Genomic DNA, 21497 nt, shown 5'->3' on the forward strand with positions numbered 1-21497 from the left:
CCTCCCCAACTTCGGTCGCCCCACCCGGCTCGACCACGCCGACGTGAGCGCCCTCCACGGGAATGACCAACTGCTCCTGACCACCCTCCAAGGAGTGGTCAATCGCCGCGACCCGCGCCTGTACTTCAACTACAACAAGGAGAACTTCGACGTCCCCTGGCTGGACAGCACGGGCGCCCGCGTCACCCGCCACGACAACGCTCTCGACCTGATCGCCCGCTACCGCCGCGAGGCCCGCGGCGCCATCCTGCACGACCCCGACGTCCCCGACTCGGTGAACGTCGCCACCACCCTCGCCGGCCTGGAGGGCGCCGTGGCCGCCACGGCCGAGCAGGCCGCCGAGCACGGCTTCAGGACCATCACCGACCTGCGCGGGAAGTTCGACCCGGACGACATCCTGGGCACGTACCGCTGGCAGCTCGACAACCTCTTCCCCCGCTGCACCCACGCCCTGCTCAGCGGCCTGCCGCCGACCAGGACCGTGAGCGTGGACAACGTCCGGTGGCGCGAGGTCGCCCGCGAGACCGAGCGCATCCGCGACACCTCCAACCGCGAGGTGCGCACCTTCGACTTAAGCCAGGAACTGTCCGGCGAGGACGGCGTCTACCTGCGCTTCCAGGACTCGTTCGGCGACGACGGCTGGGGCGCCTCGGTCGGCGCGGTCACGGTAAAGGCCGACGGCAAGGAGATCGCCTCCTTCACCCCCGGTACGGACGCCGAGACGCCGTACCTCTTCGACGGCCTCAACTCCTCGATCGGCGACAAGTCCAACCGCTTCTCCGACGGCGGCGGCTATTTCGTCTACCGCTTCACCGCGCCAGAAGGCACCCAGCAGCTCACGGTCGACGTGGACCTGTGGAACCAGTTCCTGGTGACCGCCACCACCACCGCGCCGACCAGGGTCGAGCCCTTCCCCTATTTCCGCGACTACACGGTCGCCATGCGCGCCATGGTCTTCTGGCTGCCGCCCAGCGGCCAGACCGGCGAGCTGCTCGACGAGATCCTCGGCAAGGTCGAGCCGACCACGCCGTACGCCGGGTGGTTCTCCAACGACGTGGCGGGCGAGTGGGGCGGCGTCGACCGGGCGTCGCAGCACGCCGTCGAGGTCATCCCCGCCGACTACTACATGAACGCCACCGTCCACGCCGGCGTGCGGGCCAAGGTCTCCGACCGGGTGCCGCCGAGGCCGCGGGCCACCCTGCGCAACCGCGTCTACGTCACGCTCACCGTCGGCGAAGGCGACAACGTCCAGTACTGCCAGCGCAGGATGCGGCAGATCTGGGACGACGACAAACGCGGCGAAGTGCCCACGAACTGGACCGTCAGCCCTCTGCTTGCCGAGATCGGCCCCGCGATCCTCGCCTACTACCAGCGCACGGCCACGCCCAACGACCTGCTCATCGCCGGGCCGTCGGGCGCCGGCTACACCTACCCAGGGTCGTGGCCGGAGGAGGCGCTGGACGCGTACACGAAGCTGACAGGACGGTTCCTGCGCAGGACCGGCATGGACCTCGTCTACGCCTACAACCACCGCAACGAGGAGGGCGACGGCTGGGTGGCCTTCGACGAGCGCATCGTGCGGTCGTACAAGGAGAACACCGGGCTGCGCGGCATCATCCAGTCGTGGGAGACCGGCGACCTGCAGATCAACCCCGCGGGCCTGCCGGTGATCGGCAACTTCATGCCGCAGGGCAGGGCCCAGGAATACCGCGACACGCTGGTGAAGCACATCGAGGGGTGGGACGGGAGCAAGCCGCTGTTCATCGCCGGCGCCGTCAACGCCTGGAACTGGGCGCCGAGCGACATCGCCGAGCTCGGCACGCTGCTCGACGACCCCTTCGAGATCGTCCGCGGCGACGTGTTCTTCAAGCTGCTGGGCGACCACCTCGGACGGTGATCACAGGCGGAGCTCGGGTGGGAAGCCGGTCCACCTGAGCTCCGCCGGCAGGTGGGCCATGTCGTTGAAGAACAACACGGACGACGGGCGGCCGGGCGCGTAACGGATGGCGGTCAGGGCGGCGTTGCAGTGGTTGACCCCCAGCCAGCGCCAGTCCGGGGCGTCCATGGCGGCGCGTACGAGCCAGCCGATCAGGAAGTTGTGCGTGACCACCAGCTCGTGCCGGGTCTGCGCGGCCGGTCCCGTGAACAGCTCCATCGCCTCGCGGGCGAGCGCCGGGCCGTGGCGGCGTTCGTCCTCGGGGAACTGGCCGACGAACCCCAGGAGGCGGTCGGCGTGCTCGGCCGGCAGTTCCTCCCTGACCGGGACGTACGGGAGGTAGTCGCCGGCGGCCCGCGACTCGCGCAGCGGTACGCCGGGGAGCCGCTCGCCGGCGAGGCGGGCGGTCTCGGCCGCCCGGGGGAGCGGGCCGTGGTGCACGGCGGCGAGCGGGACGTCGCCGAGCCGCCCGCCGAGCAGCGCGGCCTGGCGGCGGCCGGCGTCCGTCAGCTCGCCGTCGGGCGTGGCGTCGCCGTGGCGGGTGAGATACAGGTAACGGGTCATGGTCAGGGCTTCACTCCCACTGGCGGGTCGGGCATGTCGGTCTTGAGGGCGTCTGTGGCATCGTAGGGCGGGTGGCCGCCGATGAGACCCGTGACGGGGTCGCCCTGACCAACCTGGACCAGCCGCTGTTCGACGGCGCCGGCGCCACCAAACGCGACCTGGTCGACTACCTCGACGCCGTCGCCGACCGCATCATCCCCGTCCTGCGCGACCGGGCGCTCTCCGTGATGCGCGTCCGCCCCGGGCAGCAGCCGTTCATGCAGAAGAACCTGCCGAAATACGCCCCCGACTGGGTCAGGTCCGTCACCTTCTGGGCCGAGGCGTCCCGCAGGCAGGTGACGTACGCGCTCTGCGACGACAGGAGGACGCTCCTGTGGTTCGCCAACCAGCGGGCCGTGGAATATCACCCGGCGCTGTTCGTCGGCGACCGGCCCACGCACCTGATCCTCGACCTCGACCCGCCCGAGCACGACGACTCCTTCTCGCTGGCCGTACGCGGCGCGCTCCTCGTCCGCCAGGCACTGAGCGACGCCGGGCTGTCAGGGGCGGTGAAGACGAGCGGGGCGAAGGGCGTGCACGTGTTCGTGCCCGTGGCCGAGGGCACGGCGGTGGACGACCTCGCGGCGGCCACCCGGGCGCTGGCCGCCCGCGCCGAGCGGCTGGATCCGGCGCTGGCCACCACGGCGTTCATCCGGGAGGACCGCGAGGGCAAGGTCTTCCTCGACTCCACCCGCGCGGGCGGCGCGACGGTCGCCGCCGCCTACAGCCCGCGCATCCGTCCCGGCGTGCCCGTCTCCTTCCCGGTGGCATGGGACGAGCTCGACCGCGTGGCGCCCGCCGACTTCACCGTGCACACGGTGGCCGAGCGGCTCAAGGGCGCCGACCCGTGGGCCGAGCTCATGCCGGAGCCGCAGCGGCTGCCCGCCGACCTGGTCGAGGAGGGGCACACCATCCCGGTCGCCCGCGTCCAGGCCATGCACGAGGGCAAACGCCGGGCCCGCGCCCGTCGCGGCGAGTGAACGCGTTACTCGAACATGTCCTGATTTTGTCGCGGGAGAAGGCCTTCCCTGCCCTTTAGCTGGGGATTTACGTTCCGATCGCGGCTCGGGGGAATGTCGCATTCCCATCCACGACAGGGGAATCGCCCATGCGCAGAATCGTCATCGCACTGATCACCGCACTTGCCCTGCCCCTGACCGCGGCGGCACCGGCCCACGCCGCCGGGCCCGCCGACGCGTACGCCGACCTGCTGGTCAAGAAGGTCAAAGGCGCGAACGTCGAAGAGCATCTCCGCGCCTTCCAGGCGATCGCCACCGCGAACGGCGGCAACCGCGCCGCGGGCACGACCGGGTACGACGCCTCCCGCGACTACGTGACCGACAGACTGCGCAGAGCCGGCTACAAGGTCACGCTCGATGCCGTCGAATTCGTCGAGAGCTGGACCGAGAACAGCCCGCCCGCCCTCACCGAGACCGCGCCGAGGCGGCGGGCGTACGTCCCCAAGCAGGACTTCTTCGCCTTCGAGCCCTCCCCGGCCGGCGACGTGACCGCGCAGGTCCAGGGCGTGGACCTGACGCTGCCCCCGGCCGCCACGCCGTCGTCCACCAGCGGGTGCGAGGCCTCCGACTTCGACGGGTTCGTGGCCGGCCGGATCGCGCTCGTCCAGCGCGGCACCTGCGCCTTCTCCCAGAAGGTGCGCAACGCCGGCGCGGCGGGGGCGGCCGCGATCATCGTGTTCAACGAAGGCCAGGAAGGACGTACGGAGGCCGAGCAGCTCGACATCGGCGAATGGCGGGCCGGCATCCCCATGGTGTACGCGGACTTCGCGGTCGGCGAGCGGCTGGCCGGCACGGAGGACGCCACCGTCCGGCTCACCGTCGACGCCACCGTCGCGCTCGGCACCGACCACAACGTGATCGCCGAATCCCGCACCGGCGACCCGCGCAACGTCGTCATGCTCGGAGCCCACCTCGACAGCGTGCCCGCCGGCCCCGGCATCAACGACAACGGCTCCGGCAGCGCCGCCATCCTGGAGGTGGCCGAGGAGATGGCCCGCTTCCCGGTCGAGAACCGGGTGCGCTTCAGCTTCTGGGCCGCGGAGGAGCTCGGCCTGCTCGGCTCCGACCAGTACGTCGCGTCGCTGCCGCAGACGGAACGCGACCGCATCCGCCTCTACCTCAACTTCGACATGGTCGCCTCGCCCAACTTCGCCTACAAGCTCTACGACGGCGACAACTCCGACGACACGGGCGCCTCGGCGGGCCCGCCCGGATCGGCCCGGATCGAGGAGCAGTTCGAGACCTTCTACGGCTCCCGCGACCTGCCCACCGTCGGCACCGACTTCGACGGCCGCTCCGACTACGGCCCGTTCATCGCGGTCGGCATCCCGGCGGGCGGCATCTTCACCGGCGCGGAAGGCGTCAAGACGGCCGCGGAGGCGAGGCTGTTCGGCGGCACGGCGGGCACCGCGTACGACGCCTGCTACCACCAGGCGTGCGACACGATCGGCAACGTCAACCGCACCGCGCTCGACGTGAACTCCGACGCCATCGCCGACTCCGCCGCCCGGTTCGCCTTCGACCTGCGCTCGATCCCGCGCCGCACGGCTCCCGTACAAGGGGGCGGAGGCTCATGACGGCACGGTGAGCCGCGGACGCAGCGCCGCCAGCACCGCCTCCGGGTCGTCGGCGAAGAACCGGATCGAGGTGACCTCGGCGCGCCGCCCGAGCGGGCGGACGACGGTGACCGGTCCGGCCAGCTCGACTGTCAGGTTGGTCTGCGAGGCGACGGCCACGCCGAGCCGCCCGTCGGCGACGGAGACCATGCGGTCCTCGTTCAGGTTGCGGCCGGTCCGTACCGAGACGATCCGGTCGAGGGGGACCCGCGCGTCGAAGTAGGCGCCGTACCTGATGCGCAGCTCGTCGTCGGTGATGACGTGCGGCCGGGTGGCGCAGGCCGCGGCCAGCATCACCCCGAACAGCAGCCCGTAGAGGTCGGCGACCAGCACCGCGTACCGCAACCATCCGGGCACGCCGACGGCGACCAGCAGCAGGTCCACCACGACCGTCTCGATCGCCATCGCGAACAGCATCAGCGCCAGCATGAACGTCTGCTCCTTGGCGTACGTGACGGCGCTCGCCCCGGGCGGCAGGCCGTGACGCCGGCGCACGATCCACAGCCCGACGGAGGCCAGGCCTTTCAACTCGAATCCCAGGACGCGCAGCGCGGCTCTGACCATCGTGCTCCTCTCATCGGCTGGACGCCTCCATGAGAAACGTTGACGCCGCGTCAAGGTCAACTCCGGGCCTCCAGCCGTTGAGGGCGTGCCGCGTGGCCTCCTCGCGTGCCGGACGTTTCCCTGGCCAACCGGCCGCATCCCGGGCGCGCGCCGGCGCCGCCACGGACGGCACCTGCCGGCCGGCGGTGTCACCTCAGTCGCTCGATGACCTTGCCCATCTCGTCGATGCCCTCTTCCATCACGGTGATGTAGGTGAATCCGAGGCGCTCGTGGTTCTCCCTGAGCTTGTCGGCGATCTCCTCGGGCGTGCCGACCAGGAGGCCGGGCACTTCAGCTCGCTCGTCGAGACGGAGGCCGGGCGCGAAACGGTCCAGCTCGGCGAGCGCGGCCGTTCCGCCGGCAGGTCGAGCTGGCCTTGGAGATCGCCGGTGCCGAGGACCTCCGCGATGTGGTGCGGTTCACCGGGGAGACGGGGATCACCAGGGCCGCCGCGGCTTTCGAGGCGCTGGAGGAGATCTTGGCCGGCCGCCGTTGCTCCCAGGGGTAGGAGCCGGATCGGCCTGCTGCCTCGGTTCGTCCTGCTGGACGCGTGGTCCCGCGTTCTCGTCAGGTCGAGCGCTTGGGCGCCCGCCCGGTGAGATAACGCTGCAACGTCGGCGCGATCCAATCGGCGAGCTCGTCGGGATCGGCCATGACCAGCGCCTCGGCCCGTACGGCGTAGCGGGCGATCGCCAGCCCGACGAGCTGGCTGGCCGTGAGCGTCGCGCGCAGGTCGGGGTGGTCCATGCCCAGGGCCCGGACGAGCTTGACGAGCAGGTCGGCGGCCAGGAATTCCCTGACCTGGGAAGCGGCGTGTTCGTTGGTGGCGGCCGAGCGGATGACGCCGAGCAGCGGGCCGGGGGAGTCGACGTCGCCGAGCAGGTCGAAGACGTAGCGGAGCAGCCGGCGCCCCAGGCTGGAGCGCGGGCCGTCCAGCAGCGTGACGACCGTGCGGTCCGGCTGGAACACCTCCGCGACGACCGCGCTGAACAGTTGGTCCTTGTTGCCGAAGAACCTGCGTACGAGTGCGGGGTCGACGCCGGCGTCCGCGGCGACCTGCCGTAGGCTCGTGCCGTCGTAGCCGTTGGAGCTGAACGAGCCGGCGGCGGCGGCCACGATCTCCTGCCGGGTGGTCGAGGTCCCGGGGCGGCGTCCCGTCTTACCCACGATCCCCTCCTCGGCGTTCACGATGCGAAGTCCTCATATAAGGACTTTATCGCGAACGACCGGAGCAGGCGGCCGGGCCGGGCGACCTGCGGTACGGGCCCCGCGCCCGGACGGGACGTCCTCGCCGCCGCCGCGTCAAGGTCAGGCCCGGTCGGATCTCCTCGCCCGTACGGCCGGCGCGGCCAGGGCCGCGACGAGGCAGGCCGCGCTCAACACGGCCCAGACGACGTCGTACGTGCCGAGCAGGTCGCGGGCGGTGGCACCGAGGAAGGCCGAGACGCCCGCGCCCAGCTGGTGAGCGGAACTGGCCCAGCCGAAGACGATGGGGCCGTCGCCGGAGTAGTGGCGCTGCGCGAGCGCGATGACCGGCGGGACGGTCGCGACGTCGACGAGGCCGTAGACGACCACGAAGACGATCAAGGAGGGCTGGACCGTGGATGAGAGCACCATCGGCAGGGCCGCCAGGGTGAGCGCGCGGACCGTGAAATAGCAGGCCAGCAGGTGGCGGGGGTCGAAGCGGTCGGTCAGCCAGCCGGAGACGGCGGCGCCCAGCGCGGAGAAGACGCCGATCAGGGACAACATCGATGCGGCGGCGGTCGCGTGCATGCCGTGGTCGTGGGCCACGGGCACCCAGTTGCTCCACATGATGCCGTTGGTGGTGGCGCCGCAGATGATGAACATGCCGGCCAGCAGCCAGAAGGTTCCGGTGCGGGCGGCGGCGAGGAGCACCGTCACGGTGCGGCGCGCGGCGCCCCGGGCGGGAGCGGGCCTGGCGACGAAGTGCTCGCCCCCGTACGGCGGCGCGCCGATGTCGGCCGGGTGGTCGCGCAGGAACAGGGCCACCAGAGCCGACACGGCCAGGGCGACGAGGGCCAGTGTCACGACCGGGGGCCGCCAGTCGAACCGGTCGACCGACCAGGCGAGCAGCGGCAGGAAGAGCATCTGCCCCAGATGGCTGGACGCGCTCAGAGCGCCGGTGACCAGCCCGCGACGCCGCACGAACCAGCGGCCGGTGACGATGGCGGCGAAGGTCATGGTCAGGCAGCCGCTGCCGAGGCCGATCAGGACGCCCCAGTACGTAACCAGTTGCCACGGCGCGGCCATCACGGTGGTGAGCAGGGCTCCGGCGGCGATGAGCAGCATGGCGCCCGCCGTCACTCGGCGGATCCCGGCGCGCTCCATCAGCGCCGCCGCGAAGGGCGCGGTGAAGCCGAAGAAGATCATGTTGACGGAGGAGGCCAGCGCGATCTGGCCGCGGTCCCAGGCGTACTCCTGGTGCAGGGGAGAGATCAGGAGACCGGGGACGGTCGTGAAGGCGCCGGCCGCCACGATGGCCGCGCCCGCGACGGCGGCGACGACCCACGCGCGGTGCGGACCCCGGCGCGATCCGGCCGGCGCGGCCAAGGAGGTCTGTGCGTGCTGAACCATTCATCCAGCGTGTCGGCCCGGTGAACACCCGGCGAGTGGCTGGATAGCCGTGATGCGCAACAATATGGCCATGCGCTCCGGAGCCGTCTTCTCCCACCCCGCACGCCATCGCGTCGCCGTACTCGCCCGCCAGATGACCCTGCCGATCGAGCTGGGCATCGTCCACCAGGTGTTCGGGCAGGCCCGTGCGGGGGCGTCGGCGGACGGGGAGCCGCTCTACGAGGTCGTCACCTGCGCCCTGCGGGCCGGCAGGGTCCGTACGGACGGGGACTTCACCGTCAACGTCGAGCACGGCCCCGAGGCGCTGGCGGAGGCCGACACCGTGATCGTGATTTCCTCCTACGAGGACTACGAGCAGCGGGAGCCCGCGCTTTCCGCGCCGCTCGCCGGCGCGTTCGCCCGCATCCGGCCCGGCACCCGCGTGGCCTCGATCTGCACGGGCGCCTTCGTCCTGGCCTCCGCCGGTCTGCTCGACGGGAGGGCCGCCACGACGCACTGGCGCTACGCCGACCGGTTCGCCCGGCTGTTCCCGCAGGTCGAGCTGGACGCGAACGTGCTGTACTCCGATGGCGGCGACGTCCTGACGTCGGCGGGATGCGCCGCGGGAATCGATCTGTGCCTGCACATGATCCGCCGCGACTTCGGCATGGCCGTCGCCAACGACGTCGCCCGCCGCACCGTCGTGCCACCGCACCGGGAGGGCGGGCAGTCACAGTACATCCGCCACCCCGTGCCGGAGCCGTCGTCGCCCTCCACCGCGGTCGCGCGCGCCTGGGCCCTGCGGCGGCTGGGAGAGCCCGTCACCCTGGCTCAGATGGCGGCCCAGGAGGCCATGAGCGTGCGCAACTTCACCCGGCGCTTCCGTGACGAGGTCGGCACCACCCCGATGAACTGGCTCACCCAGCAGCGCGTCGAACGCGCCAGGGAGCTCCTGGAGGAGTCGGACCTGCCCGTGGACCAGGTGGCCGAGCAGGCAGGGCTCGGTACGGCCGCCAATCTCCGCAAGCACTTCCACGCCGCCCTGGGAACCTCGCCCACCACCTACCGTGCCGCCTTCCGCGAGCTGGACACCGTGGCATGACGTGGCACGGCCGCCCCGCACAGCGGCGAGGACGCTCGGGTGTCCACCACTGCCCACCCGCCTGACAGGGCGCCATAACGGATCCGTCCGCCCGCGTGATCCGGTTGAACCCGCACGGTGCGTCCGGCGTACCACCTGACGAAACGGCGCTCGCCGGCGTCCGGAACGCGACGCCGGCGTGCCCGACTGCCCGGCTGCCAGGAGGACGACGATGGACTTTCTGGGTTGGAGCGACGGACTGGCCCTGTTGCCGCGCGATTACCTGGGGGAGGGCGAACCGCTCGTCGCCGTCGTCAGGGCGGCAGGGCCGTTCAGGGAAGAGGCGCTGCACCTGCTCGCGCTGGGCACCGCGGCCACCATGGCGAGGCTGCACATGGGCGGCATCGCAGGGCTGCGGCTCAACCCGGGCAACGTCATGATCGGGCCGGAGGGGCGGGCGTTCTTCGCGCCGGGGCCGCGCAGCAGCGAGTTCCCCTCCGCCGACGTCAGGGACTGGGCCGACGTGATCGTCTTCGCCGCGACCGGGCGGCCGGTCCGTGACGGCGAGCGTCCCTATCTGGGGCCGGTGCCCGAACTGCGGGCGGTGATCGACGAGTGCCGCCGCCCGAACGCGCTGTCCCGCCCGGCGGCGATCGACGTGGTACGCGCCCTGCTCGGCGACCCGTGGGAGGACCGCCGCGCCACGGTACGCGAACTGCTGCTGGAGGCCGAGCGCTGGTCCGGGTCCGAGGCACGGAGGAGCCCGTCGATGGCGGACGGGCGTTCCGGACGGTCGTAGGCCCGCGCGGTGCGAGGAATCGCCAGGCCTACCTGCTGCGCACCGCGCCACCCTCACGGCTCGGTGGCGCCACCTGCCTCCGGCTGCCGCTCCCGGCGTGGCCGCCCACCGCGGTCGCCCACCACGGGTTCCCCCCGTACGCGCAGCGCGCGCCATCCTGCCAGACCCAGCACCATCATCGTGGCCGTGGCCGCCGAGGCGATCGCGAAGCCCCCGTGTGCCCCGACCGCGTCCACCGCGCGTCCGGAGGCCGCCGCGGCGGCGGCCGAGCCCGCCGCGCTCGCCGAGTTCAGCCAGGTGAACGCCTGGGTGAGGGCGTGCCGGTGCACGGCCGACTCCGTGAGCACGGTCGCGACCACCAGGATCGGCGAGATCATCGTGCCGGTCAGCGCGATCGCCACTCCTGCACCCGGCAACGAATCAGCCATGAGGAGCGGCAGGCAGGCACCCGCCAGCGCGGACGTTGCCAGTGCCAGTTGCGCTCGCGGTGCGGCGCGCCGGCGGCGCAACCCGTACAGCCAGCCGGTCAGCAGGCCGCCGCAGCTCGACGCCGCATAGAGCGGAGCGGCGGCGGCAGGGGCTCCGTGCTCGACCGCCAAGGCCGTCACCGAGACCTGCATCGCGCCGAAGAACACGCCGATGGCTAGGTTGATCCCGACGAGTACGGCGAATCCCGGCCGCAGCAACGACCGGTTCGCCAGACGGCGATCACGGGCCTCGGACGCCGCCGAAGGCGCGGTGCGCCGCTGCACGGCGAACGCCAGCCCGCCCGCCACCACCAGTACGGCCGCGAGCGCTGAGCCGATCGCCGGATGCCCGCTTGCCCCGACCGCGCTGATCACGACTGGACCGGCCAGATACGCCAGCCCGTTGGCGAGCGACTCCAGCGCGAAGGCGGCGGGCAGTTCGGTCGTCCGGCCGCCGCGTAGCAAGGCCGACCAGCGGGCCGCGGACAGCGCGCCGAGCTGCGGAATCGTCGCGCCGGCCACCGCTCCGGTCGCCGTCATCAGCCACACCGGGCTGCCGCCCGCGACCAGGGCCAGCAGCGCGGCGACCGCGACGGCGTGGGCGAGCAGTACGGGTGGCAGCACCCGGGTCTGCCCGAAACGGTCGATCAGCCGGCCGAGCTGCGGCCCGGCCAGCGCCTCGGCGACGGCGAAGGCGCCGGTCACCAGGCCGGCGACGGCGTAGGAGCCGGTGCGGCCGTGTACGAGCCAGACGAGGCCGAGGCTGGTCATCGCCATGCCGACGCGTCCGGCGGTGGCGGAGGAGAAGAAGGCTGTGGCACCAGGAGTGCGCAGCAGGGTGCGGTAGGTCGCCGGAAGCACGGCGCGTCCCTTTCGCCGCCCGGCGGGGCGGACCACCCGGGGTCGTCGGCGTCCGGATGTGCCGACCCGTGGTCATCGCCTGGAACCGTCCAGTGCCGGCGCGGAGTGGGGACGCGCGCCCCACGCCGGGCTCCGTCACCGAGCAGAAGTCTCACATCGGTCGTTGTCGGCTCAGAGCTTAGGTGCCCGGCGCGGGCCGGGTCCAGGAGTATTCGTTCCACCGGCCGCCGCCCAACGCTGCCGGCCACCTGACGTGGCACATAGTCGTGACTGGCTCGGCCCCGTCACCGGGTCGCATCGGTACGGAGCCGCATCATCCCGGCTCAGCCGGCGAATGCGGATGGGCATTCCGGACGGGCTTTCACGGAACGGGCCGCCAAGGGCGGATTGGCTTGTGCCGGGGTCGCCGCGGGCCCTGGGCGGCATCCCTGCAGCAGCCCCGGCTTCGGGGGTCTCCGTGCCGGAAGGACCACAGGTCGCGGGGCCGTGGATCGCCACGCCATGATCGAAACAGCTGGTTCGAGGTTGTTAACGCGATTTATCAGTTATATCTGGCTGGGTGGCGGATGGGGCAAACTACCTGCCCTGGGGCCTGCCTGTGGCTAGAGTAATAATTCTCAATACCAGCGTACCTAGCGCGATATTTCGTGATAGCCGCAGCGCAAGGAGTCCGCCCCCTTGTGAATCACCGCGTAACGGACGAAGCCATGGTCCGAGCCCTCTACCGCGAATACGGCGCCCCCCTGATGGCCTTCGCCATCCGGCTGACGGGCGGCGATCGGCGCTGGGCCGAGGACGTCGTGCAGGAGACCCTGGTACGCGCCTGGCGCAACCTCCACGACCTGCGTACCGACACCGGCTCGCTGATGCCGTGGCTGGCGACGGTGGCCCGCCGCGTGGTCATCGACGACCACCGCCGCTCGGGCACGCGTCCCCTCGACACCGTCGACGACATCCAGGACCGAGCCCAGCCCGTGGCCGCGGAGGACGAGCGCCTGTTACGGGAGATCGTGGTGACCGAGGCGATGCTCTCGCTCTCCCCGGCCCATCGCCAGGTGCTCACGGAGACGTTCCTGCTGGACCGCACCGTCCAGGAGGCGGCGGAGACGATCGGCGTGCCGGTGGGCACGGTGAAGTCCCGCGTGTACTACGCCATGCGCGCGCTGCGCGTGGCGCTCGAGGAAAGGGGGGTGACGCTGCCATGAGCGTGGTGCGTCACGACGTAAGGGGGGTGACGCCGCCATGACGGAGGTGCGTCACGAGGACGTGGCCGCGTACGCGCTCGGCCTGCTCAGCGAGGAGGAGAAAGCCGCTTTCGAGCACCATCTGGCCGGTTGCGGGACCTGTGCCGCGGAGGTGGGGTCGTTCACGGCGGTGGGGGAGCTGATCAAGGGGGTGCACCCGGACGACCTGCTGCCCAGCCCGCCGGACCCGCAGGTGGAGTCGATCCTGGTGCGCAAGGCGATCACGGAGCGCCGTCGCCGCCGGTTCCACCGCACGTTCATGACCGCAGCCGCGTGTCTCGTGGTGGCCGCGGGCGTCTTCCTGGCGGGCAGCTCCATCGCCGGCGGCCCGAACCCCGACAGCGTCCACAGCCCGGCCCGCGCGCTGCTCATGACCGGGGACACCTATTCCGCCACCGACTCGGCGACCGGCGTGTCCAGCGTCATCGGCCTGGAGGACAAGGGTTGGGGAACCCACGTCGCGCTGGAGCTCAAGGGCGTCAAGGGCCCGCTGCAGTGCCGGCTCATGGCCGTGGGCGACGACGGCCGCTCCGAGGTCGTGGCGAGCTGGGGCGTCCCCGAGGCGGGGTACGGCGTGCCGGGCTCGCCTGACCCGATGTTGCTGCACGGCGGCACCAGCCTCCCCCAGGACGAGCTGAACCACTTCACGATCCAGACCTCGGACGGCAGGAGCCTGGCCACGATCACCGTCTGATGGTGGAGAAGTGGCCGGTGAACCAGTCGCCGGCCTGGTCGGCCACGATCTCGAGCGCGCCGGGCTCCTCGAACAGGTGGGTGGCGCCCGGCACGACCGACAGCCGGCTCTCGGCGTTCAGCCGCCGCTGGGCCTCCTCGTTCATCCTCAGCACGGCCGGGTCCCTGCCGCCGACGACGAGCAGGGTGGGGGCGCGTACCGCGGCCAGCTTCTCCGCGGCCAGGTCGGGCCGGCCGCCGCGCGAGACGATCGCGGCGACCGGGTTGCCGGGCTCGGCCGCCGCCGCCAGCGCCGCCGCCGCGCCGGTGCTGGCGCCGAAGTAGCCGATCGGCAGGCCCGCCGTCGCGGGTTGCTCGCGCACCCACGCGGTACGTTCCAGCAGCCGCTCGGTCAGGAGCCCGATGTCGAAGACCTTCGCCCTGACCGTCTCCTCCTCCGGGGTGAGCAGGTCGAACAGCAGCGTGCCCAGCCCCGCCTCGTTGAGCGCGCCGGCCACGTAACGGTTGCGCGGGCTGAGGCGGCCGCTGCCGCTGCCGTGCGCGAACAGCACCACTCCCCGAGCACCGCCGGGGACGACCAGATCGCCGGGCACGTGCCCCACCTCCCTCACGGCCTGCCAGCCCGCTACCCCTGTTCGCCCAGCTCTATCCGCTGCTCGGCTGGGCAGGGCATGGAACATGGGGACCGAATCGGGGCGCCGGCACGAGCGGTACGGCGCCCCGCTCCAGCGCCTCGTCTCGGGCGGCAAGGCGGCGCTCGGCCGGGCCCGCGGTCTGGGCCTGGGGCGCTGGCTGCGGATGGAACGCGAGTCGTTCGTCCAGACGATCAAGGTGACGGGCGCCTGCGTCCTGGCGTGGTGGCTGGCGGCCCACGTGCTGAAGGTCGGCCTGCCGGTGCTGGCGCCCATCGGCGTGCTCCTGACGGTGTCGGCGACCGCGTACAGCACGGTGGTGAGGGGCCTGCAGCAGGTCGGCGCCGTGATCGTGGGTGTGGCGGCGGCCACGGGGGTGATCTGGCTGCTCGGTGTCGACGAGGTGACGCTGGCGGTGCTGATCTCGTCCGGTCTGGTCCTGGCCCGGCTGCTGAACCTGCCGGCCCAGAACGTGCAGATCCCGATCACGGCGCTGCTGGTGTTCGCGCTGGGCAGCACGTACGGCTTCGCCCGCCTCGCGGACGTGCTGATCGGGGCCTGCATCGGCGTGGCGGCGAACCTGCTGATCCTTCCGCCGCGCTTCGTGGAGCGGGCGGCGAAGGAGTTGTGCGGGCTCTCCGGCGAGCTGGCCGACCTGGCCGCGGACATGTCGCGCGGGCTGGGCGGCGAGTGGGACCGCGACATGGCGGACGAGTGGCTGGATCGGGCCAGGACGCTCTCGCAACGGCTGGAGGAGGCGAAGGATGCCGCGGACCAGGCGGCGGAGTCGGTGCGCCTGACGTGGCGGCGCAGCCGGTACGACACCCGCCTGCGCCAGGTCGCCGAGGCCGCCACCTGTTTGGACCACGCCTGCAACCAGCTCAGGGGGATCGCCAGAGGGCTGGTGGACCTGATCGCGGGCGCGCGCGGCCTGCCCGGTGAGCGCGGTGCGGACCTGCCCGATCCGCTGGCCCAGGAGCTGGAGTCGCTGTCGCGCGTTTTCGGCGCCTTCGGGATGTTGCAGATCAGCCGCGGCAGCGGCAAGGGGTCCTGCCAGAAGGACGTGAAGGAGCTGCGTGCCGCGCTGAGCGAGGGAAGGCGGCGGCAGGAGGTGCTGGCCGAGGAGTTCGAGCGGACCAGGCACCGGGAGCTGAAGACGTTGCAGGGGGCGCTGCTCGACGACTGCGCCAGGATCCGCTACGAGTTCGACCCGGACAACGGCCCGCACAAGGCGGCCTTCCCCGCGGTCGCGTACACGTGAGTCCGGTGCATGCTGGAGAGATGATCGATTCTCCCGAGCCCGACTGCTGGACGCACGCCGCCCTGGAGGTGCGGCCCTCGCACATCGCCGGCGACGGGCTGTTCACCACGGCCGCCCTTCCCGCCGGCACCGAGGTCGCGCGCCTCGGCGGCCGGCTCGTGACCTGGGAGCGGTTGCGGGAGCTCTTCGCCGACCCCGCGGTCCCGTACATCGACTCCATCACCGTGACGGGCGACCTGCACCTGGTCCTGCCGTTCGGGCGGCCGGTCGGCAAGAGCAACCACAGCTGCGACCCCAACCTGTGGTGGACCGGCCCCTACAGCCTGGCCGCGCGCCGCGACCTGCTGCCGGGCGAGGAGCTGACCAGCGACTACGCCACCAGCAGCGGCGCGCCCGAGTTCGCCATGGACTGCCGGTGCGGCGCGGACCTGTGCCGGGGGCGGGTGACCGGCGAGGACTGGCGGCGGGCCGAGCTCCAGGAGCGGTACGGCGAGCACTGGGTGCCGGCCCTGCTCGATCTCATCCGGCGGACCGGCTGAGGCGGCATACTGCTCAAATGTCCGATTTTATCGAGTTCCGGGCCAGAGGGCGCGCGGCCCTGCTGTCCGGCCGGGCCACTCACGACGTCCCCATGGTGGAAGGCGGAAGGCGCTGGGGCGCCGCCGCCGTGCTCCGCCCCCAGCGAGAGATCGTCGACCGCCTGACCGAGCTGGCCGCGACCATCGAGGCTCCGGGCCACTGGGTGCACGGCGGCCCGGCCCTGCACGTCACGCTCAGGTCCCTGGAGCCCTACCGCGCCCGCATCCCGGAGGACGACCCGCTCCGCCGCGCCTACGCCGCCGCGCTGGCCGAGGCCGCCGACGGCCTGCCCGGGGCGAGGGTGAGCCTCAGAGGCGTGAGCCCGCACCCGGGCGGCGTGCTGGTCTGCGGGCACCCGGAGGACGACACGCTGGTGACCCTGTGGAAGCGCTTCGCCCACGCGCTGGAGTCCCGGGGCGTGCGCGATCTGGAGCACGGCCGGGTCCGCGACCGCTGGTACGTCAGCCTCGTGCACTTCGCCGTCCCGCTCGCCGACCCCCGCCCGCTCGTCGAGTGGTGCGACGCCCACGCCGACGTCGCGCTCGGCACGGCGGAGCTGGCCACGGCAGAGATCGTCCAGTTCGTCCACACGGGCACGGGCATCCGCGTCGAGGCCCTCGAACGCGCCCGGCTGGAATGAGACGGCGGGACGCCGCCCCGGCCCCCCGGCCCTGGGATGACGCCCCGCCGCCGCTCCGGTCGGGCCCGCGGCTCAGAGCAGCACCAGGGCCATGATGAGCTGCAGCAGGTGCCAGGCCACGTACGCGGCCAGCGACCAGAACGCCCACTCCTTGGCCCTGCCGATCCTGGAGATCCAGCGCAGCTCCTCCGCCGGCTCCTCGCGCGTGCGCAGGGTCCTGGCGACGAAGCAGGCCGAGGTCAGCCAGGCCATCGCCGACCCGGCGACCAGCCCGAACGAGATGCCGAGCAGGGCGAGGGGCGCTCCGCCGGCGGTCTCCCACGGCGAGAGCTGGCGGGCCCAGACGGCCGCCACGCAGACCAGCAGGACGGCGGTGATCCGCCTGTCCTTTCGCGCCTGGCGCTTGAGCCACTGTAGGTCTCGACGCAGATGGTTCCTGAGCATCCGGATCACCTCCGCTGGAGTAGCTGGTCGCACCAGCTAACGGCAGAATCCGGAATAGATCTGCGACCTCACCGCCGAGAATTCACGACTTTTGACGGCATTTCATGACAGGCGGCGGAGTTCTTCCGCCACCTGCCGTGCCTCCATGACGTCCCCGACCTCTTCGAGCGTCCGCACGGCCTCCCTCAGCTGCTCAGCGGCGGCCTCCCTGTCGCCCAGCCGGGCCGAGATCAGCCCGAGCGCCCGCAGCGCGCACCCGAGGTCGCGCCGCGTCCCGCACTCCTGATGGACGTCCTTCGCCTGTTTCGCGTAGACCAGCGCCTCGTCGGCGTGGTCGAGGTCGAGCAGCACCATGGCGAGCGTCGTGAGCGCCGCCGCCCACCTGTCCCTGGTGCCGGTCTCGTTCTGCAACTCGGCCGTCTCCCTGGCGAGTGCCAGCGCGGCCGCCGGCTCGCCCGCCGTGTGCAGCGCCTGCGCCATCGACAGCAGCGCGCTGGCCCGGCTGTCGCGCAGCTCCTCCCTGAGCAGCAGCGCCGCCCTGGCCGCGCGCAGCGCGGGCCGGTGCTGCCCGAGCGACAGGTACGTGTACGCCAGCGTCTCCTGCACGTCCGCCTCCGCCCGCCGGTTGCCCGTGCCCTGCACGATGTCCAGGGCTTCGAGCGCGTACACGAAGGCCACCTGCGGCTGGCCCTGCCGCCGCCGCACCCGGGCGAGCCTGTTGAGCATGCGGGCCTCGACCGGCTCGTCGTGGATCACCCGGCTGATCATCAGCGACTGGTTCAGGTAGTCGTCGGCGCGCAGGTAGTCGGCCAGCCGCCAGTGCACCAGCCCGATGTCGCCCAGGGTCTCCGCCCTGCCCTGCTCGTGGTGGAGCTCCACCTGCACGGCCAGCGCCTGCTCGTAGTAGGCGAGCGCCTCGTCGTAACGCGAGCTGTTGCGGGCGATGCGCCCGAGCGCGCTCAGGGCGCGCCCGCAGCCGTGCTGGTCGCCGGTCGCGGTGTAGCCGGCCAGCGCCCGTTCGGCGTCGCGCTGCGCGTCCTCCTGCAACCGGAGCAGGTCGTAGATCTCGGCGAGGCAGAGCAGCGTCTCGGCCTCGGCGTGCTCGTCGCCCAGCTCGTGGCAGATCGACAGCGCTTCCAGGCCCTCCGACAGCGCCGCGTTGGGCTCGCCCAGGTTCTGCTGCACCCTGGCCAGGATGATCAGGCTCTCCGCGGTGCCCCTGCGGTCGCCGAGTTCCTCCCGTACGTCCAGCGCCTGGCCGGCGTACTGCAGCGCCAGCTCGTACCGCGCATGGGACAGGTGCAGCCGGGCGAGCGTGTGCAGGCATCCGGCCACCCCTGACAGGTCGCCGACGTCCCGGTAGAGGCCGAGGGCCTCGCCGGCGCACTTGAGCGCGTCCTCGTTGTTGCCCGCGATGCCGTGCACCTCCGCCAGGTCGTTGAGCGCCTTGGCCCGCCCCGCGCCGTCACCGAGGGAGGCGAAGTCGGCCAGCGCCTCGCCGATGAACCTGGCCGCCAGCGTCGAGGGCCCGATGTCGCGGTGGATCGAGCCCAGGTTGCTGCGCATGACCGCGATGGCCCGGCGGTTGCTCACCTGCATCGCCGAGGTCAACCCGGCCTGCTGGATCTCCAGGTTGTTCTCGTAGTAACGCAGCCTCCTGAACGGCTCGAACACGGCCTCCGCCAGCCGCCAGGCCATCCCGTGCGTGCCGCTCTCCTCCGCCAGCCGTACGGCCGAGACCAGCGAGCGCCGCTCGGCCTCGAACCACTCGCGCGGCGTGCCCGGCTCGGTCGCGACCGCCAGGTAGTGGTCGAGCAGCCGCACCCTGGCCTCCCGTACGCCCGCCTCCGCGTGCCTGCCCAGCTCCCTGGCCAGCCGCTTGACCAGGTCGTGCACCCGGTAACGCGGCCCCGCCAGCGGCTCGACGAGGTAGGCCCGGTGCAGCCCTTCCAGGGCGAGCACGGCCTCGCTCACCGGCACGCCGAGCGCGGCGGCCAGCACCTCGGGCGCGAAGTCCCGCCCGGGCAGCAGCCCGACGTGGCGGAACGCCCGCCGCTGCGCGGGGCTCAGCGACTCGTACGCCAGGTCGAGCGCCGACCTGAACGCCTCCTCCGGGTCGCCGGCCGCGGGCCGGTCGGGGACGCGCAGCTCCCGCACCCGCGCCTGCACGCTGAGCCCGGGGTTCTCGGCCAGCTTGGCCGCCGAGATGCGCAAGGCGAACGGATGGTACGAGCACACCCGGGCCAGCTCGGCCAGCGCGTCCCTGCCGGCCGCCCGCGGCGAGTCCTTGCCGAGCACCGCCACCAGCAGCGCCACCGCGTTGCCCGGGTCGAGCACCGGCACGTCCATGAGGTCGGCGTGCCCGGTGGCGTGCAGCGGCGCCATCCGCGTACGGCTGGTCACCAGCACCACGCAGTCCTTGCTGCCCGGCAGCAGCGCACGCACCAGCCCGGGGTCGGCGGCGTTGTCGAGGATGAGCAGCAGCCGGCGTCCGGCGATCCTGCTGCGGTAGAGCAGCATCAGCTCGGCCTCGTCGGAGGCGGGCATGTGATCGCCGATGCCGAGCGAGCGCAGGATCTGCCCGAGCGCCTCGGCGGAGGTCATCGGCGGCTGGCCCGGCGACTGCCCGCGCAGGTCGATCACGATCTGCCCGTCGGGGAACCGGTCGGCGTGCAGGTGCGCCCAGCGCGTCACCAGCGCGGTCTTGCCGACCCCCGGGAGCCCCTGCACGACCATGGTGTTGGTCCTGCGGGGCCGCTCCAACCAGGCGGTGAGCAGGTCGAGGCTCTGCTGGCGCCCGGTGAAGTCGGGCACGTCGGCGGGGAGCTGGCGGGGGACGGGCACCTCGGCGACCGGCAGCGGCTCGGCCGGCGGCGCTCCTGGCCGGGCCAGGAACGGGGTCACGCGCCCCTCCCAGGGCGCCGACAGGTGCTCCCAGCTGCCCGCGGCGTCCCGCAGCGCGACCGGGTCCTCGACGCGCAGCCGCCGGTAGCCGGTGCGGACCAGCCAGCCGTGCCGCGCCCACTGGGTGAGCCGGCGCTGCACCACGTCCGGGGAGCTGCCCACGAGGTCGGCGAGCGTCTCCATGGACAGCGGCGGCGCGGACTCCGAGGCCAGCGCGTAACGCTCGTCGAGGTGCAGCAGCCACACGGCCAGGCGGGCGGCGACGGGGGCGCGGGCGAGCGCCTCGTGCCTGCGGGCCGCCAAGTTCCTGGCGAACAGCTCCTGCACCAGCGCGGTCGCCACGGCCGGGCTCGCGGAGGCGTGCTCGCGCAGCCGGCGCAGGTCGATCGGCCACGCCCGCACCTCGGTCAACGCGTCGACCCTGACCCGGTCGGCGGCGCTCCAGAAGGCCAGCTCGCCCACGAGGTCGCCGCCGCCGCGCAGGTCGTGGACGGCCTCACGGTCGCCGGCGGGGACATATTCGCGGGCGTAACCGTGGTCGATCAGGAAGACGCAGGTGGCCGGCCGTAACGGCGAGCAGATGATCTCGTTGCGCCGGTAGACGCGGGGCCTGGCGCCCTCGTCGACCAGTGATCTGAACAGACCCACCCCGACACCACCGATCCCCTCAGGACGGCGGTGTCCTCGACATGACAGGCATGAGACAGCCCCAACGAAAACCTGTCACATCAGTGGACGCCAGCGGTGAGCCCCCTGTCAATCATGTGGATCAGACGTGTGCGGTGTCGGCCCGGTCGGGGACGAAGCGGTAGCCGACGTTGCGGACGGTTCCGATGAGCGATTCGTACTCGGTGCCGAGTTTGGCGCGCAGCCGCCGCACGTGCACGTCGACCGTCCTGGTGCCGCCGAAGTAGTCGTAGCCCCAGACCTCCTGCAGCAGCTGGGCGCGGGTGAAGACCCTGCCGGGGTGCTGCGCGAGGTATTTGAGCAGCTCGAACTCCTTGAACGTCAGGTCGAGCACCCGGCCGCGCAGCCGCGCGGTGTAGGTGGCCTCGTCGATCGCCAGGTCGCCGCTGCGGATCTCGTCGGGCGCGTCTTCCGTGGCGGCCTGGGAGATGCGGCCGGTGGCCATGCGCAGGCGCGCCTCCACCTCGGCCGGCCCGGCGCTGTCGAGCAGCACGTCGTCGACGCCCCACTCGGCGCTCATGGCGGCCAGCCCGCCCTCGGTCACGATCACCAGGAGCGGGCAGTCGATGCCGGTCGTGCGGATCAGCCGGCACAGGCTCTTGGCCTGCACGAGCTCCTTGCGCGCGTCGACGAGGACGGCGTCGGCGGGCGGGGTGTCGATCAGCGCGGACGCCTCGGCGGGCGCGACCCTGACCGAGTGGAGGAGCAACCCCAGCGCCGGAAGCACCTCGGCGGACGGCTCGAGGGCGTTGGTCAGCAGGAGCAGGTTGCTCATCAGGGCCTCCTCAAACGCGCAAGGACCCGGGGGCTACGTCGCCCGAGTCCTGTAGGCGAGGATATCTCACGGGTAAGTG

General features: G+C 72.3%; 21 protein-coding genes. 11 read left to right on the plus strand and 10 right to left on the minus strand.

The features are described from left to right. Nucleotides 1-1897: GxGYxYP domain-containing protein (locus E1292_RS32555; protein ID WP_132599913.1), on the plus strand; the 1897-nt coding region annotated here is incomplete at its 5' end. On the opposite strand, the gene E1292_RS32560 is transcribed toward E1292_RS32555, so the two are convergent. After that, nucleotides 1898-2500, minus strand: coding sequence for a histidine phosphatase family protein (locus E1292_RS32560; RefSeq protein WP_132599916.1), 603 nt, complete (start codon nucleotides 2498-2500; stop codon nucleotides 1898-1900). Nucleotides 2501-2571: 71 nt separating this feature from the next. Between E1292_RS32560 and E1292_RS32565 the strand changes: the two genes are divergently transcribed. Then, nucleotides 2572-3519 carry a DNA polymerase domain-containing protein gene (locus E1292_RS32565; RefSeq protein ID WP_132599919.1) on the plus strand — a complete coding sequence of 316 codons (948 nt, stop codon included), beginning with the start codon at nucleotides 2572-2574 and terminating at the stop codon, nucleotides 3517-3519. A gap of 128 nt (nucleotides 3520-3647) precedes the next feature. Beyond that, nucleotides 3648-5135: a M28 family metallopeptidase gene (locus E1292_RS32570; protein WP_132599922.1), complete on the plus strand. Its 1488-nt coding sequence runs from the start codon at nucleotides 3648-3650 to the stop codon at nucleotides 5133-5135. Here the strand turns inward: E1292_RS32570 and E1292_RS32575 are convergent. Together E1292_RS32575 and E1292_RS51530 are read right to left on the minus strand one after the other, a co-directional pair. Next, a complete protein-coding gene (locus tag E1292_RS32575) occupies nucleotides 5130-5738 on the minus strand; it encodes a YdbT family protein (protein ID WP_132599925.1) in 609 nt (202 codons plus the stop codon). The genes E1292_RS32570 and E1292_RS32575 overlap by 6 nt on opposite strands. Before the next feature lie 188 nt (nucleotides 5739-5926). After that, nucleotides 5927-6067, minus strand: a complete 141-nt coding sequence (locus tag E1292_RS51530; RefSeq protein WP_165974854.1) for a hypothetical protein — start codon at nucleotides 6065-6067, stop codon at nucleotides 5927-5929. An 86-nt stretch (nucleotides 6068-6153) separates the two neighbouring features. On the opposite strand from E1292_RS51530, the gene E1292_RS55130 reads away from it, so the two are divergent. Continuing rightward, a complete protein-coding gene (locus E1292_RS55130) occupies nucleotides 6154-6285 on the plus strand; it encodes a hypothetical protein (protein ID WP_281284076.1) in 132 nt (43 codons plus the stop codon). Nucleotides 6286-6344: 59 nt separating this feature from the next. Here the strand turns inward: E1292_RS55130 and E1292_RS32580 are convergent, their stop codons facing one another. Together E1292_RS32580 and E1292_RS32585 are read right to left on the minus strand one after the other, a co-directional pair. Continuing rightward, entirely contained in the window at nucleotides 6345-6944 is a 600-nt protein-coding gene (locus E1292_RS32580) for a TetR/AcrR family transcriptional regulator (protein WP_165974855.1), read from the minus strand. A 141-nt stretch (nucleotides 6945-7085) separates the two neighbouring features. Then, nucleotides 7086-8372 (minus strand): MFS transporter, encoded by a 1287-nt coding sequence (locus E1292_RS32585; RefSeq protein WP_132599931.1) that lies wholly within the window; start codon nucleotides 8370-8372, stop codon nucleotides 7086-7088. Nucleotides 8373-8442: 70 nt separating this feature from the next. On the opposite strand from E1292_RS32585, the gene E1292_RS32590 reads away from it, so the two are divergent. Beyond that, a complete protein-coding gene (locus E1292_RS32590; RefSeq protein ID WP_246090492.1) occupies nucleotides 8443-9453 on the plus strand; it encodes a GlxA family transcriptional regulator in 1011 nt (336 codons plus the stop codon). A 211-nt stretch (nucleotides 9454-9664) separates the two neighbouring features. Continuing rightward, nucleotides 9665-10231: a protein kinase family protein gene (locus E1292_RS51535; protein WP_165974856.1), complete on the plus strand. Its 567-nt coding sequence runs from the start codon at nucleotides 9665-9667 to the stop codon at nucleotides 10229-10231. A gap of 53 nt (nucleotides 10232-10284) precedes the next feature. On the opposite strand, the gene E1292_RS32605 is transcribed toward E1292_RS51535, so the two are convergent. Next, on the minus strand, nucleotides 10285-11559 hold the full coding sequence (locus E1292_RS32605) for an MFS transporter (protein WP_132599940.1): 1275 nt from the start codon (nucleotides 11557-11559) through the stop codon (nucleotides 10285-10287). Nucleotides 11560-12239: 680 nt separating this feature from the next. Between E1292_RS32605 and E1292_RS32610 the strand changes: the two genes are divergently transcribed. After that, the gene (locus E1292_RS32610; protein ID WP_246090493.1) at nucleotides 12240-12764 is read left to right on the plus strand and encodes a sigma-70 family RNA polymerase sigma factor; all 525 of its coding nucleotides are present in this window, start codon (nucleotides 12240-12242) and stop codon (nucleotides 12762-12764) included. A 37-nt stretch (nucleotides 12765-12801) separates the two neighbouring features. Further along, complete coding sequence (locus E1292_RS32615; RefSeq protein WP_132599943.1) at nucleotides 12802-13497, plus strand: anti-sigma factor family protein; 696 nt, start codon at nucleotides 12802-12804, stop codon at nucleotides 13495-13497. Here E1292_RS32615 and E1292_RS32620 read toward each other — a convergent pair. Beyond that, nucleotides 13487-14089: a dienelactone hydrolase family protein gene (locus tag E1292_RS32620; protein ID WP_246090494.1), complete on the minus strand. Its 603-nt coding sequence runs from the start codon at nucleotides 14087-14089 to the stop codon at nucleotides 13487-13489. The two genes, E1292_RS32615 and E1292_RS32620, sit on opposite strands and share 11 nt — an antisense overlap. Before the next feature lie 85 nt (nucleotides 14090-14174). Between E1292_RS32620 and E1292_RS32625 the strand changes: the two genes are divergently transcribed. Genes E1292_RS32625 through E1292_RS32635 form a run of 3 tightly spaced genes read left to right on the plus strand, consistent with a single transcriptional unit; the run spans nucleotide 14175 to nucleotide 16608 of the window. Then, nucleotides 14175-15389: an FUSC family protein gene (locus E1292_RS32625; RefSeq protein WP_132599949.1), complete on the plus strand. Its 1215-nt coding sequence runs from the start codon at nucleotides 14175-14177 to the stop codon at nucleotides 15387-15389. A 20-nt stretch (nucleotides 15390-15409) separates the two neighbouring features. Next, complete coding sequence (locus E1292_RS32630; protein WP_132599952.1) at nucleotides 15410-15928, plus strand: SET domain-containing protein; 519 nt, start codon at nucleotides 15410-15412, stop codon at nucleotides 15926-15928. Nucleotides 15929-15945: 17 nt separating this feature from the next. Continuing rightward, a complete protein-coding gene (locus tag E1292_RS32635) occupies nucleotides 15946-16608 on the plus strand; it encodes a hypothetical protein (RefSeq protein ID WP_132599955.1) in 663 nt (220 codons plus the stop codon). Between the two features lie 72 nt (nucleotides 16609-16680). Here the strand turns inward: E1292_RS32635 and E1292_RS32640 are convergent, their stop codons facing one another. The 3 genes from E1292_RS32640 to E1292_RS32650 form a co-directional block, all read right to left on the minus strand. Continuing rightward, nucleotides 16681-17052 carry a hypothetical protein gene (locus tag E1292_RS32640; RefSeq protein ID WP_132599958.1) on the minus strand — a complete coding sequence of 124 codons (372 nt, stop codon included), beginning with the start codon at nucleotides 17050-17052 and terminating at the stop codon, nucleotides 16681-16683. Nucleotides 17053-17154: 102 nt separating this feature from the next. After that, nucleotides 17155-20604, minus strand: a complete 3450-nt coding sequence (locus E1292_RS32645; RefSeq protein ID WP_132599961.1) for a tetratricopeptide repeat protein — start codon at nucleotides 20602-20604, stop codon at nucleotides 17155-17157. 121 nt (nucleotides 20605-20725) lie between these two features. Further along, nucleotides 20726-21418: a response regulator transcription factor gene (locus tag E1292_RS32650; protein ID WP_132599964.1), complete on the minus strand. Its 693-nt coding sequence runs from the start codon at nucleotides 21416-21418 to the stop codon at nucleotides 20726-20728. Between the last annotated feature and the right edge of the window lie 79 nt (nucleotides 21419-21497).

The sequence above is a fragment of the Nonomuraea deserti genome (genome assembly GCF_004348685.1).
GTDB classification, from domain to species: domain Bacteria; phylum Actinomycetota; class Actinomycetes; order Streptosporangiales; family Streptosporangiaceae; genus Nonomuraea; species Nonomuraea deserti.